The sequence below is a fragment of the Nonomuraea sp. NPDC050643 genome (assembly GCF_040654715.1).
Taxonomy (GTDB): Bacteria; Actinomycetota; Actinomycetes; order Streptosporangiales; family Streptosporangiaceae; genus Nonomuraea.
The window spans coordinates 98,788-111,685 of sequence record NZ_JBFAIM010000009.1; the positions used below are offsets into that span (position 1 = coordinate 98,788).

At 72.9% G+C, this 12,898-nt stretch carries 16 protein-coding genes; 5 read left to right on the forward strand and 11 right to left on the reverse strand.

Annotation, left to right across the window (positions count from 1 at the left end; translation table 11 throughout):
• The first annotated feature begins 16 nt into the window (after positions 1-16).
• Positions 17-715, forward strand: coding sequence for an SDR family NAD(P)-dependent oxidoreductase (locus AB0I15_RS14070; RefSeq protein ID WP_358094573.1), 699 nt, complete (start codon positions 17-19; stop codon positions 713-715).
• On the opposite strand, the gene AB0I15_RS14075 is transcribed toward AB0I15_RS14070, so the two are convergent.
• Complete coding sequence (locus AB0I15_RS14075; RefSeq protein WP_358094575.1) at positions 607-930, reverse strand: hypothetical protein; 324 nt, start codon at positions 928-930, stop codon at positions 607-609. The two genes, AB0I15_RS14070 and AB0I15_RS14075, sit on opposite strands and share 109 nt — an antisense overlap.
• Before the next feature lie 106 nt (positions 931-1,036).
• On the opposite strand from AB0I15_RS14075, the gene AB0I15_RS14080 reads away from it, so the two are divergent.
• Positions 1,037-1,897, forward strand: a complete 861-nt coding sequence (locus tag AB0I15_RS14080) for a TIGR02452 family protein (protein WP_358094576.1) — start codon at positions 1,037-1,039, stop codon at positions 1,895-1,897.
• A 21-nt stretch (positions 1,898-1,918) separates the two neighbouring features.
• Here the strand turns inward: AB0I15_RS14080 and AB0I15_RS14085 are convergent, their stop codons facing one another.
• From AB0I15_RS14085 to AB0I15_RS14110, 6 genes are all read right to left on the reverse strand, one after another.
• Positions 1,919-2,446 carry a GNAT family N-acetyltransferase gene (locus AB0I15_RS14085; protein ID WP_358094578.1) on the reverse strand — a complete coding sequence of 176 codons (528 nt, stop codon included), beginning with the start codon at positions 2,444-2,446 and terminating at the stop codon, positions 1,919-1,921.
• Positions 2,447-2,546: 100 nt separating this feature from the next.
• A complete protein-coding gene (locus AB0I15_RS14090; protein ID WP_358094580.1) occupies positions 2,547-3,314 on the reverse strand; it encodes a class I SAM-dependent methyltransferase in 768 nt (255 codons plus the stop codon).
• 53 nt (positions 3,315-3,367) lie between these two features.
• Complete coding sequence (locus AB0I15_RS14095) at positions 3,368-3,790, reverse strand: cupin domain-containing protein (protein WP_358094582.1); 423 nt, start codon at positions 3,788-3,790, stop codon at positions 3,368-3,370.
• Between the two features lie 30 nt (positions 3,791-3,820).
• Entirely contained in the window at positions 3,821-4,576 is a 756-nt protein-coding gene (locus AB0I15_RS14100; protein ID WP_358094583.1) for an SDR family oxidoreductase, read from the reverse strand.
• A 153-nt stretch (positions 4,577-4,729) separates the two neighbouring features.
• Positions 4,730-5,548 carry a universal stress protein gene (locus AB0I15_RS14105; RefSeq protein ID WP_358094585.1) on the reverse strand — a complete coding sequence of 273 codons (819 nt, stop codon included), beginning with the start codon at positions 5,546-5,548 and terminating at the stop codon, positions 4,730-4,732.
• A gap of 52 nt (positions 5,549-5,600) precedes the next feature.
• Positions 5,601-7,331, reverse strand: a complete 1,731-nt coding sequence (locus AB0I15_RS14110) for an FAD-dependent oxidoreductase (protein ID WP_358094587.1) — start codon at positions 7,329-7,331, stop codon at positions 5,601-5,603.
• Between the two features lie 233 nt (positions 7,332-7,564).
• On the opposite strand from AB0I15_RS14110, the gene AB0I15_RS14115 reads away from it, so the two are divergent.
• Positions 7,565-8,473: a HAMP domain-containing sensor histidine kinase gene (locus AB0I15_RS14115; RefSeq protein ID WP_358094589.1), complete on the forward strand. Its 909-nt coding sequence runs from the start codon at positions 7,565-7,567 to the stop codon at positions 8,471-8,473.
• The gene (locus AB0I15_RS14120) at positions 8,470-9,234 is read left to right on the forward strand and encodes an SDR family oxidoreductase (RefSeq protein WP_358094591.1); all 765 of its coding nucleotides are present in this window, start codon (positions 8,470-8,472) and stop codon (positions 9,232-9,234) included. Before AB0I15_RS14115 ends, AB0I15_RS14120 begins: the two co-directional genes overlap by 4 nt.
• Before the next feature lie 16 nt (positions 9,235-9,250).
• Here AB0I15_RS14120 and AB0I15_RS14125 read toward each other — a convergent pair whose 3' ends face one another.
• Both AB0I15_RS14125 and AB0I15_RS14130 read right to left on the reverse strand, forming a co-directional pair.
• On the reverse strand, positions 9,251-11,272 hold the full coding sequence (locus AB0I15_RS14125; protein WP_358094593.1) for a SpoIIE family protein phosphatase: 2,022 nt from the start codon (positions 11,270-11,272) through the stop codon (positions 9,251-9,253).
• Positions 11,273-11,420: 148 nt separating this feature from the next.
• Positions 11,421-11,786: a DoxX family protein gene (locus AB0I15_RS14130; protein ID WP_358094595.1), complete on the reverse strand. Its 366-nt coding sequence runs from the start codon at positions 11,784-11,786 to the stop codon at positions 11,421-11,423.
• A gap of 132 nt (positions 11,787-11,918) precedes the next feature.
• Here AB0I15_RS14130 and AB0I15_RS14135 point away from each other — a divergent pair, with 132 nt between their 5' ends.
• On the forward strand, positions 11,919-12,293 hold the full coding sequence (locus AB0I15_RS14135) for a helix-turn-helix domain-containing protein (protein ID WP_358094597.1): 375 nt from the start codon (positions 11,919-11,921) through the stop codon (positions 12,291-12,293).
• A 16-nt stretch (positions 12,294-12,309) separates the two neighbouring features.
• Here AB0I15_RS14135 and AB0I15_RS14140 read toward each other — a convergent pair whose 3' ends face one another.
• Together AB0I15_RS14140 and AB0I15_RS14145 are read right to left on the reverse strand one after the other, a co-directional pair.
• Positions 12,310-12,450 carry a hypothetical protein gene (locus tag AB0I15_RS14140; RefSeq protein ID WP_358094599.1) on the reverse strand — a complete coding sequence of 47 codons (141 nt, stop codon included), beginning with the start codon at positions 12,448-12,450 and terminating at the stop codon, positions 12,310-12,312.
• Entirely contained in the window at positions 12,396-12,851 is a 456-nt protein-coding gene (locus AB0I15_RS14145; protein WP_358094601.1) for a class II aldolase/adducin family protein, read from the reverse strand. The genes AB0I15_RS14140 and AB0I15_RS14145 overlap by 55 nt, the downstream gene beginning before the upstream one ends.
• Positions 12,852-12,898: the final 47 nt, after the last annotated feature.

The window sequence follows — 12,898 nt, forward strand, 5'->3', positions numbered from 1 at the left end:
GCCGAACAATGGGCGCATGACCATCACCTTCATCACCGGAGCGAACAAGGGGCTCGGCCGGGAGACCGCCCGCCGCCTCATCGAACTGGGCCACACCGTGCTGGTCGGGGCCCGCGACCCCGAGCGGGGCGCGCGGGCCGCGGCCGAGCTCGGCGCGCGGTTCGTCCGCATCGACGTGACCGATGACGCGTCCGTCGCCGCCGCGGCCGCGGACGTCGCCGAGCACGAGGGCTCGATCGACGTCCTGGTCAACAACGCCGGCGTCCACGGCCCCGCCGGCGACCCCACCGGCCTGACCGGTGCCGACGCCCTGAGCGTCCTCGACGTCAATCTCGCCGGCGTGGTCCGGACGACCACCGCGTTCCTGCCGCTGCTGCGCCGATCACCGGACCCGGTCATCGTCAACGTCAGCAGCGGGATGGGCTCGCTCGCCTACACCCACGACCCGTCACGGCCCGAGTCGTCGGTGGTCGCGCCGCTCTACACCGCCTCGAAGGCGGCGCTCACGATGCTGACCACCCAGTACGCCAAAGCGCTGCCGGACATCCGCGTCAACGCCGCCGACCCCGGCTACACGGCGACCGACCTCAACGGCAACAGCGGCCCTCAGACCGTCACCGAGGGCACGGACGCCATCGTCGGCCTGGTGACCGAGAAGCCCGGCGCGGGCTCCGGACGCCTCGTCGGCCGGACCGGTGAGATCGCCTGGTCCTGAACCACCGAGAGGCCGCCCCGGGCGGCCACGAGGCGGTCATCTCTCCGCAGCCGGTAGCCGGTGGCCACCGTGCCGTCGATCGCGTAGGAGAAGCCGTGCTCGGCGGGGTAGTCGTGCCGGGTGACGGCCAGCACCTCGCAGCCCTGTGAGCCGGCGCCCTCCCCCTCGGGCACGTTGAGCCACTGGAACGGGGCCAAAGGATCAGTCGTCGTCATGCGGGCCATGGTGCCAGGCCGCGCCGACAACCCGGCGCGCCTCTTGAGGGGCGCGGAGCGAAAACCGTTCGGCCGGTACGGGCCCGACGGCCTACGATGCGGACGCGTGAGCACTCGATTGCGCCGGTTCGCGGCGGTCAACGCACAGATCGTCGCCGACGGCGCCTACACGGCCGACGACGGCACCCGCGTCGCCGTCGGCCCGGCGCTGGCGGCGGCGATCTCCGGCACCCGGAGTCATCCTCCCGGCGAGCCCATCGACGTGCCCGTCACGGCGACGGGGCGGCGTACGGTCTTCGAGGTCACCGCGGAGGGCAGCCTGCAGGCCGCGCGGCGGCTGCATCTGGAGGGGGCCGGGCGGATCGCCGTGCTGAACTTCGCCTCGGCCCGCAACCCCGGCGGCGGTTACCTCGGCGGCGCCAAGGCCCAGGAAGAGGACCTCTGCCGCCACGCCCTGCTCTATCCGTGCCTGCTGGAGGCTCCCGACTACTACGCCGGCCACCGCGCCTCCCCCGACCTGCTCTACAGCGACCACGTCATCTGGTCGCCCGAGGTTCCCGTGCACCGCGGCGGCGACGGCCGGCTGCTGCCCGATCCGTATCCGGTCTCGTTCCTGACCTGCCCGGCCCCCAACGCCGGTCAGGTGCTGCGCCGGGACCCCGACGCGGGAGAGCGGATCCGGCAGGCGCTCCACCGGCGCGCGGCCCGCGTCCTGGCCGTCGCCGCCCACCACGGCGTGCGGCAGATGGTCCTCGGGGCCTGGGGGTGCGGGGTGTTCCGCAACGATCCGCGCGAGGTCGCCGAGGCGTTCCACGCCCTGCTCACCGGGGACGGGGCGGTCGCCTCGGCGTTCGAGCGGGTGGTCTTCGCGGTCTGGGACCGCTCGCCCGAGTCCGTCAACCGGGCCGCGTTCACCGACCGGTTCGCCGGCGCGGCCCCGGCCGGCCCGAGCCCGCGATCGGCGTAGGCATGGACGCGGATTCGCCTGCTACCCGTCGCGGGTGAACACCACGACCTTCGCCTCCGGCCCGGTCAGGCGTTGCCAGCCGAGACGTTCGTAGAGCCTGATCGCGTCGTGGGCCTGCGGCGCCGTCAGCAGCCAGCAGCCGGTCGCGCCCGCGCAGAGCAGGTCGAGGATGCGGCCGGCCAGGCCGTGGCCGCGGGCGTGCGGGCTGACGGCGAGCTCGTCCACCTCCAGCGCTCCGACCAGGCGCGTTTCCGCTTGGCCGCCGAGCTCGGCACGCACCCGGTCGTAGGAGCGGCCGGTGGGGAAGGGGCTGCGCGTCGGCCAGGCCGTACCGAATCCCGCGGGGACGCCGTCCCGCAGCGCGAGCACCGCCGCGAAGCCCGGGCGGCGGGCGTCCGTCTTCAGGCGCCTGGCGAAGTCGGCGACGCCGTGGCCGTCCTCGTACCAGGGTGGGCCGCTGAAGGCGACGCCGTAGATCTCCAGCAGTTCGGCGGTGCGGGCGAGCGCCTCGTCGCCGGTGAGCATGTCCAGCCGTTCGGTGATTCCCATCGTTCCTGCACGATAGGCCCAGGGTCATCACTGGTCAAATTTAGATAGACAGTGACACTCTCAGGGCCGGGGCGGGACAGGATTCCTCGCACGGGAACTGTCAGCACGTTCCGGCGGGCCCGCTGACGGCGTGGATCAGCCGTACGGCGATCTGGCCGGAGGCGAACAGATGGGTGAAGCGCTCGCCCTGGTGGGCCGCCAGCGCGTAGGCGGGGTCGGCCCGGTGGCGGGTCGCGACCACCGCGGCGACCTGCTCGGCGCGGCGCGACCAGGACAGCGGCGCGGCGCCGGGCTCGCCGGTCTGCTCCACGAGCTCGAATCCGGCGCCGGCGAGCGACGCGAGGAGTTCGCGCTGGGTGGGAAAGTGGTTGCCGTCCGGGGCCGGAAAGACCCGCGGCCTCCGGGCGACGACCACCAGCAGCCCCAGGGAGGCGCCGGGCTTCAGCACCCGGTGGATCTCGCCGAGCACCGCGGCCTTGTCCTGCACGGTGCACAGCACCCCCAGGCACCAGGCGGCGTCGACCGATCCCGTCCGGAGCGGGATCCGGCGGCCGTCCGCCGCGATGACCGGCAAACCGAACAGCCGGGCGGCGGCCCGGCCCGCGGCCGGCATCGGCTCCAGCAGGATCGGCCGGACCCCGAACCGGCCGGCGGCCCAGGCCGCCGGGCCGCCGGCTCCGGCGCCCACGTCGAGCAGCCTCGTACCGGCCGACAGGTCGCACGCCTCGGCCAGCCAGGCCAGCGCGGCCGGGCTCGCGCTGCCGCGGCAGGTGGCCGGGATGGCGTGCCGCTCCCCCAGTTGCTCGACGGCGTCGGCGGTCCAGCCGGCGACGTCGTCGAACTCGGCGGCCATGGCCGATGCGGTCACCGCGCGGCTCCCGTCCGGCCGCCGGCGTCCGCCGGTCGCCAAGGGATCCGCGTTCAGGACGGGCGCGGGGCGCGGCGGTCCGCGCGCCGGGCGAGCTCGTCGTCGTCCACCAGGGTGAGCATCGGCTTGCCGGGCTCGCACAGCATGGTGACGGTGAACCGGAGTGGGACGTCGTCGCGGTGGTTGCCGTCCTGATAGTGGATGACGTCGCCGCCCGGCTCCCAGAACGCCTCGCCCGCGCGTACGACCCGCTCCGGCTCGCCCTCCACCTCCAGCAGCATCTCGCCCTCGACCACGAAGCCGAACGCCGGCCCGGTATGCCGGTGCGGCGGCGTGCCCGGATCGCCGGGCGGGTACTCGATGACCACGGTCATGACGTGCGCACCGGCCGGGATGAACGGCGGCACGGTCTCCTGCAGCGTGGTCAGCGCGGTCTGCCACGCGGTCGAGCGCGGCTTGGGATCGACGTCGGACATGGGACACACCTTTCGACGGCTACGGTTGGGCTACTTGCGGGTCGCGTTCCGGCCGGGCCAGTCGCCGTAGCGGATCTGACCCAGGGTGGCGCCCTCCTCCGGCACCAGCGTGCGCTCGCCGGGCGTGGTCCCGAAGTAGTGCGCGTTCGGGTCGGTGACCACCTCGCGCGGGTCGCCCCAGCCGGCCAGCGCCTCGCGGAAGAACTCGTCCATCCGGGCCCGCTCCGGCCCGGCCACCTCGACCAGACCGTTCAGCGGCGTCCCCGCCGCGACCCGGCCGAGCGCCTGCGCGACCTCGTCGCCCGCGATGGGCTGGAAGAGCACCGGGGCGATCCGCACCGTGTCGCCGTCGGTGGCCTCGTCGGCGATGCTCCGGACGAACTCGAAGAACTGCGTCGCGTGCACCAGCGAGTACGGGATCCCCGACTCCCGGATCAGCTCCTCCTGGGCGATCTTCGCCCGGAAGTAGCCGTTGTCCGGCATCCGCTCGGTCCCCACCACCGACAACGCCACATGGTGACCGACCCCGGCCGCCACCTCGGCGGCCAGCAGATTACGGGTGGAGGTCTCGAAGAACTCCCGCACCGCCTTCGCCTCGAACGACGGCGAGTTCGACACGTCCACCACCACCTGCGCGCCCGCCAAGGCCTCGGCCAGCCCCTCGCCGGTCAGCGTGTTGACGCCGGTCTTGGGCGACGCCGCGACCGCCTCATGGCCGTGCTCGCCCAGCTTCGCCACGAGCTTCGACCCGATCAGGCCGGTGCCCCCGATTACCACGATCTTCATGACTGCCCTTTCGTGTCCGCCGGGGCATCCGCCGCCAACCGGTCCGGGCCGCGGAGAAGCTCTCGTCAGCAGCGCGACACCTGGTGCGGACATACCCCGTGACCTGCGACGATGAACCCATATGGGGGTTCGTGGCAGGACGGCGGACGGGGCTCACCGCCGGATCCGGATGACCGCCACCGGGCAGGTGGCGTGGTGCAGGACGGCCTGGCTGACCGAGCCGTGCATCAGTGCGCCGAGCTCGTGGCTGTGGTGGGAGCCGACCACGAGCAGGGACGCCTGGGACGCGAGGTGCGTCAGTGTCTTGCGCGGGTGGCCGGTGAGGGCCTCCTGGTGGACCACGACACCGGGGAAACGCTCGCGCCATCGGGCCAGGTCGCTCTCCGGCAGGGGCGGGCGGCCGGCACCGGCCGGCCCTTCGGTGCCGACGTGGGCCACAAGCACGGGATTCGCGCTCCGGTGGGCGTGCGCGAAGGCGAAGGCGAGCAGGTCCTCGTTCTCGTCGTGGACGGCGATGCCCACCACGACGGGTCCGCTCGGGCTGCCGGGCCCGCGTACGACGACGAGCGGGCGGTCGGCCTCGGTCGCGAGCCGGGCGCCGACCGATCCCAGCAGCAGGCCGCCGACCTCGCCGAGCCCGCGGGTGCCGACGACGAGGAGCTCCGCCTGGCGGGAGCCCTGCAGCAGCGCGGTGACGGGCTCGCCCTCCGGCAGGGCGGTGGTCGTCTCGACGCCGGGCGCGACCGCCTGCGCGCGGGCCAGCGCGGCGGCCAGGACGCGTTCGGCGGCGTGCTGGAGGCCGCCTTCGGGTGGCGCTCCGGGCGCCGGTCCGAGGGGGGCTCCCAGGAGCGGCCAGATGAAGGCGTGGAGGATCCGCAGCGGCAGCCCGCGGCGTCCGGCCTCGCCTGCGGCCCATTCCACGGCCGCCAGGCTCTCGTCCGAGTCGTCCACGCCTACGACCACAGCGCTCATCGTCGTCGTCCTTTCGGGTTCGGGGTTGGAGGGAGGTGCATGCCGGTGCCGGCTACTCGACGAGTTTTCCGTCGGTCGAGACCTCGCGCATGAGGGCCGCGATCTCGGCGGGAATCGGCGGGATGGCCTGCCTCTCCACCGATCCGGGCCCGGACCACACCAGGTTGACCTGCAGCTCGGGGTCGAGCTCGGGGTAGTCGGAGCGGTTGTGGCAGCCGCGGGTCTCGCGGCGCTCGAGCGCGGTCTCGAGCGTCGCCCGGGCGGCCAGCGCCGCCGACTTCAGGTCGAAGGCGTGGGCGAGGTCCTGGAAGCCGGCGATGTCGGGGTGCACGCCGACGTCGGCGATGCGCGCCTCGACGTGGGCGAGCTCGGTGAGGCCCTTCAGCAGGCCGCTCTCGTCGCGCACCACGCCGGCGTGCTCGGTCATGATGTCGCGCAGGGCACGCTGCAGTGAGCGCACGTTCTCGGGGCCGTCGGCGGTGAGGAGCTCGTCCACCTCCGCCCGTGCCACGTCGAGCGCCTCCGCCGAGCGGCGCTGGGCGTCGAGGCCCGCGGAGTACTCGGCCGCCGACCGCCCGACGATGCGGCCGAAGACGAGCAGTTCGATGAGCGAGTTGCCGCCGAGGCGGTTCGCGCCGTGCAGGCCGCTGGCCGCCTCGCCGATCGCGTACAGGCCGTCGACGCCCGTGCCGTGGTCCTCGGGCCGCACCCAGACCCCGCCCATCGAGTAGTGCGCGGTCGGGGCGATCTCGATGGGATCCTTGGTGATGTCGAGCATCTGCAGTTCGAGGAGCGTCTGGTAGACGCGGGGCAGCCGGGTCATGATCGTCTCGCGCGGCAGATGCGACACGTCCAGCCAGACGCCGCCGGCCGGCGTCCCGCGGCCTTCCTTGATCTCCGTGTACGCGGCCAGCGACACACGGTCACGCGTGGACAGCTCCATCCGCTCCGGGTCGTACCGGGACATGAACCGCTCGCCGAGCTGGTTGCGCAGGATTCCACCCTCACCCCGGGCCGCCTCGGAGACGAGGGTGCCGGCCGCGTTCTCGGGCGCGATGAGACCGGACGGGTGGAACTGCACCAGCTCGGGGTCGCGGATGCGGCAACCGGCCAGGACGGCGAGGCGGAAGGAGTCGCCGGTGTTCTCGTCGCGCCGGGAGGAGGTGCGCCGCCAGATCCGGGTGTGGCCGCCGGCGGCCAGGATCACCGCGTCGGCGTGGATGACGTAGCGGGTGCCGTCGGTCAGGTCGAACCCGTACGCGCCGAAGACCGCGTTGTCGCGGACGAGGATGCGCGTGATGTAGACGGTGTCGAGAATGGGCACGTCGAGCTGTGCCGCCCGGTTGATCAGGGTGCGCTGGATCTCGAGCCCGGTGTAGTCGCCGGCGTAGGCGGTGCGCCGGTAGGTGTGGGCGCCGAAGAAGCGCTGCGAGATGCGCCCGTCCTGCTCGCGGGCGAACGGCATGCCGTAGCGCTCGAGGTCCGCGATGCCCCCGGCGGCGCCCTCGGTGATGATCCGCACCGTCTCGGGGTTGGCGAGGAGGTAGCTCTCCTTGAGGGTGTCCGCCGCGTGCTGTTGCCAGCTGTCGTCGGGGTCCATGGTGGCGAGCGCGGCGTTGATGCCTCCCGCGGCGAGCGAGGTGTGGGCGTCCGCCTTCGGCCGTTTGCCCACGGCGAGGACGCCGACCCCGCGCTCGGCGAGTTCGATGGCGGCTCGCAGCCCGGATCCTCCCGTGCCGATGACCAGGACCGACGTGGCGATCCGTCTCTCTGGCGAGTGCATGATGCTCCTTTCCGCAAAGAACGACCGGGTAGCGGCCCCATTTGTGACAACCCCGCCTGCGTACGGTCTCCGCCGCTTGTCACAATCCGCGGAGCCGCCCTGTCTTAGCTGGTTACCGAACCGCAGCGGATGTCCCGCCGGCGAGATCGGCGTCAACGTCGTGTCGTACCCACCAGCGACTTTCGGGTGACGTCCCCGCACGGAATGTGAAGGCAATGGAAGGAGCACGTGCTGTGACGGCATGCCCCACGACCGACCACGGCAGCGAGGCGGACCCGCCCGCCGAGGGCTGGGCCGCACCGGTGATCCGCACACCCTGCGACGAGGTGCGCGAGCTGCGACGCGAGCTGCGACGCAAGCGGCGTTTCGCCTCCGACGCCTCGCACGAGCTGCGCTCGGCGGTCGCCGCGCTGCGCATGGAGCTGGACGAGGCCCGCCTGCATCCCGACGAGACCGACTTCGGCGACCTGCTCACCAGGGCGATCAGGGGCGTCGACCGGCTGCACGCGATCATCACCGACCTGCGCGTCCTGGCCGAGATGGAGGCGGGCCCGCCCGTACGCTTCCAGCGGGTCGACCTCGCCGAGCTGGTCGGCGACGAGATCGCCCGCAGAAGAGACCGCATCGCGGTCCGGCTCCTGCTGGAGCACGGGGTCGTGGTGCGGGCGGTCCCGATCCGCATCGTCCGGGTGCTCACCAACCTGCTCGACAACGCCCAGCGGCACGCCCGGCACCTGGTGGAGGTCCGGGTGGGCCGCGACGGCGACCACGCCGAGCTGACGGTCGTCGACGACGGAGAAGGCGTCGCCGATCCCGACCGGGAGCGGATCTTCCAGCGCTTCACCCGGTTGCGGGCCGCGCGCCGCCTTGACCACACCGGCACCGGCCTGGGCCTGGCCATCGCCCGTGACATCGCCCACGCCCACGTCGGCACCCTGCGCGCCGAGGCGTCCGAGGGCGGCGGGGCGCGCTTCGTCCTGCGGCTTCCCTTCGCGGGCCCGGCGGCCTCGACCCGGCTGGAGAGCGTCATCGACGATCTCGCCGCGATCGAGGTCCGACCTGGACGTGCGGCCGGCGCGAGTGGACCTGACGGCCCAGCCTGTTCGAGATTTCACGAACATCGAAGAAAGGAATCGACATGACCCCCGAACCCACCGGTCACCTGCGAGATCGCGTCGCGATCGTCACGGGGGCCGGATCCGGCATCGGCCGGGCCGCCGCGATCGCCCTCGCCCGTGCCGGAGCGCACGTGCTGGGCGTCGGCCGCCGCGCCGAAGCCCTGAGCCAGACCGCCGCCCGGCACTCCCGCATCGCCGCCCTGCCCGCCGACATCACCGCCGACGGCGCCCCACAGGCCGTCGTCGAGGCGGCCACCGGCCGCTGGGGCCGCCTGGACGTCCTGGTCAACAATGCCGGCGCCACCGCCGTCATGCCGCTGGCCGACACCAGCGCCGAACGCGTCGCCGAGCTGCTGGCCCTCAACGTCACCGCGCCCAGCCTGCTCGCCCACGTCGCGCTGCCGCACCTGCGCGCCCACCGGGGCACGATCATCAACATCTCCAGCACGTACGGTCACCGCCCCCTTCCTGGGGCCGCCCACTACGCCGCCACCAAGGCCGCCGTGGAGCAGCTCACCCGGAGCTGGGCGCTGGAGCTGGCCACCGACGGCATCCGCGTCAACGCCCTGGCCCCCGGCCCCACGGAGAGCGAGGCCCTGGCCGCCAGCGGCCTCACGGACACCGTCGTCGAGCTGATCAAGCAGGACGAGGCCACCCGCGTCCCCCTCGGCCGCCGTGGCACGCCCGAGGAGGTCGCCGCCTGGATCGTGCACCTCGCCGACGCCGCCGCCACCTGGATCACCGGCCAGGTCCTCACCGTCGACGGCGGCCTGGAACTCACCTGAGGAAACCCGCCGGCCCTCAACGGGTGCGGGCCACCAGGAGCGCGATGTCGTCCTCGGAGCCGGTGTCGCCCACCATGGACCGGATGACCGCCGCGCAGACCCTCTCCAGCGGGAGTGCGGCGGCGCGGGCCAGCGCGGCGCCGAGACGGCCGATGCCGGCCTCGATGTCGGCCTCGCGGGTCTCGATCAGGCCGTCCGTGTAGAGGGCGATCAGGCTGCCTCCGGGCAGTTCGAGGTCGAGGGCCTGGTAGGAGCCGAGCCCGAGGCCGATCGGGGTGCCGCTGGGCGGGCGGGGGAAGGTGACCTCCCCGGACGGGGCCACGATCGCGGGTGGCGGGTGCCCGGCCCCGGCCATGGTGCAGCGCCGGGTGGCCGGGTCGTAGACCGCGTACACGCAGGTGGCGCCCGCGGCGTCCGGGAAGCCGTCGGGGCCGGCGTCCTCCTCCGCCAGCCGGACGACGAGGTCGTCGAGGTGGGCGAGCAGCTCGTCGGGCGGCAGCCCCAGGTAGGTAAGAGTGCGTACGGCCGTGCGCAGGCGGCCCATGGTCGCCGCGGCGTTGATGCCGTGCCCGGTCACGTCCCCGACGACCAGCGCGACCCGCCCGTCGCGCAGCGGGATCGCGTCGAACCAGTCGCCGCCGACACCGTCGTGCACGTCGGAGGGCAGGTAGTGCGAGGCCACCTGGACGGCGCCGCCGCCCGTCAGGTTGCGCGGCAGCAGGTCGCGCTGCAGCGCGAGCGCGGCGGTGCGCTCGCGGGTGTACTGGCGCGCGTTGTCGAGACTCAGCGCGGCGCGGGCGCCGAGCTCCTCCGCGAGGAGCAGGTCGTCTCTCGTGAACGGCTCCGGGTTGTCGGTGCGGACGAACACGGCCACGCCCAGGATGTCGCCGCGGGCCTTCAACGGGATGATGATCAGCGAGTGCATACCGGTCTCGTGAATGACGACCGCCCGCTGCGGATCCTGGTCGAGCCAGGTGCCGGACGAGGTGTTCATCACGGGCTCGAAGTGGGCGCGCCCCGAGGACAGGACCTCGGTGAAGGGCGACGACGGGGGCACGAAGACCGCCTGCCCCAGCGGCCAGAGGGATTCGGGGATCCCGTCGTGGATCGAGGCCACGCCCGCCCGGCGGAACACCGGGATGCTCACGTCGGTGGCGGCCAGCCGCTGCAGGGGCTCGGTGTCGGGGAGGACCGACTCGGCGAGGTCGATGGTGACGTAGTCGGCCAGGACCGGCACGGCCAGGTCGGCCAGCTCCTGCGCGGTCTTCTTGACGTCGAGCGTGCTGCCGATGCGGACGCTGGCCTCGCGGAGCATGGCGAGCCGGTCGCGCGCGGCGCTGTGGCTGATGTCGATGGCCACGGTGCACACGCCGAGCGGCCGGCCGTCCACGCCTTCGAGCCGGAAGAGCGAGGTGGACAGCGTACGGTCCTCGTGATGGCCGGGCGCGTTCCAGCGGGCTTCGCGGTCGAGCTGCGGGACGCCGTCCTTGAGCACCTTGCGCATCGTCTCCCGCGCGGCCTCGGCGTGGACGCCCGGCAGCGACTCCGTCAGCGAGCGGCCGAGCCGGTAGTAGGGGAAGACCGTCCGCAGGCGCTCCGCCGCCTCGTTCAGCCACACGCAGCGCAGGTCGCGATCCCAGATCGCCATGGCCACCGGGGTACGCCTGATGAGCGGCTCCACCCAGGAGCACACCCGTCCCGCGCCGCCCGCGGTCGCCGGTGTCGCCTCCACGAGCCAGGCCGGCCTCTCGCCCGGCGTGACCAGCCGGAAGCCCTCGACGTGCACGAGGATCCTGGTGCCGTCACGGTGGCGGGCCTCGGCGAAGCCCGACCAGTGCTCCTGGTCGCCGTACCGGGCGTCCCAGGCCGCCGCGCGCTCCGGCATGAGGAGCAGCGCGCCGGAACGGTCGAGGATTTCGGCCGCGCGATAGCCGAGCAGTTCCTCCGCGGCCGGCGTCCAGCCGATCACGGTGCCCTCGGTGTCGATCACGATGACCGCCGTCGGGGCGCCGGCCGGCCTGCTCTGAGATGTGGCCATAACGACATCCATCCTGCGTCGAGCGAACCCTCCCAGCCAGGATAGGCGGGCGCTGACCTGCAACGATTCTTTGGCGGTCGCGCTCTCCCGTCCCGGCCGGCGGCGCTCGCGGGCCTCTGGTGACGCCAGGCCAGGGCCGGACGGGCGTTCAGAGCCAGACGGTGCCGAGCCACGCGGTCACCGCGGCGGCGGCCAGGAGGACGATGTTCAGCCCGATCTTCCCGGCCTCGCCGCGGCTCAGGTGCAGCGCGATGCCGCCGATCTGGATCAGGACCAGGCCGATCGCCGCGGCGATGGCGAGCCAGGGCGCGATCCCGGTCAGCGGCGGCAGGATCAGGCCGGCCGAGCCGAGCACCTCCAGGACGCCGATCACGCGGACGAACGGCATGGGAACGGTGTCGACCCAACCCATCATCGGCTGGAGCCGCTCCTGGCTCTGGACGACCTTCTTGCCTCCGGCGTAGAGGTAGAAGACGGCCAGGAGTGCCGCGACGATCCAGTAGGAAATCTCCATGAAGGACACCTCGGGAGGCTAGTGACGTAGCGCCGGCCACATGGGTTACCGGTCGTAAGTAGCCTCATGATGCGTCACTATTGAAAGCCCTACAAAAGGCACATTCGTGTGCGTTACCCACAAGGGGCTGTCATGCCGGAGTACGGGCACACCTGCATGATCCGCGGAGATGGAGGCCGGGCGATCCGCGCCATCCTCGACCGCATCTGCAACAAGTGGACGTTGCTGGTCGTGGCCACCCTCGACCAGGGCAGCGTGCGCTTCACCGACCTGCACCAGCAGATCCCCGGGATCTCCCAGCGCATGCTGACCCTGACGCTCCGGCACCTCGAACGCGACGGCCTGGTCTCCCGGACCGTGTACGCCGAGGTCCCGCCCCGGGTCGAGTACGCGCTGACCCCCACCGGCAAGAGCCTCATCCCGCCCGCCCTGGCCCTCGCCGGCTGGGCCATCGAGCACGTGCCGCACATCGAGGCCAGCCGGGAGGCCTACCAGACCCGGAGCTGACCCCGAGGCCGGGGGTTCACGCGGGCAGCAGGGCGGTGGCCTCGACCTCGATCAGCCAGCCGGGCAGGCCGAGGGCCTCGACGCCGAGCAGGGTGCTGGAGGTCAGTGGCCAGGGGTCGCCGTAGACCTCCCGGGCGGCGCCGAAGATGGCCGGCACCAGCTCCGGGCCCGGCCGTGGACGGTGTGCGCGTGGGCGACGGCCACCACGTCGGGCCGGGCGTCATGGATGGAGGAGTGGATCCAGAAGGCCGCCTTGTTCGTGCGCCGCGCGCCGTGGGCGATCCGGCCCTGCGCGTCGACGAGCAGCAGGTCGCTCACCTTGATCTTGGAGAAGTGCACCGAGTAGGGGTTCACCCAGAAGTGGTCGGTCAGCTCCGGGTCCCTGGCGGTGACGTGCCCGGCGACGCCCTCGTCGTAGCCGTATCGGGCGAAGATCCGGAACGCGGCGGCGAGCTGGCGCTTGCGGTGCAGCCGCTGCTCCTCGACCGGGGCGGATGCGTAGGTGGGGGCCTCATCGAGGTCCAGCTCGGGGGGCGGGCCCTGGGTGGAGATCGTCATGCTGTCGTTCTCTTCGATCTGTGCCCAGGATGCGGTCCGGCTTCTTC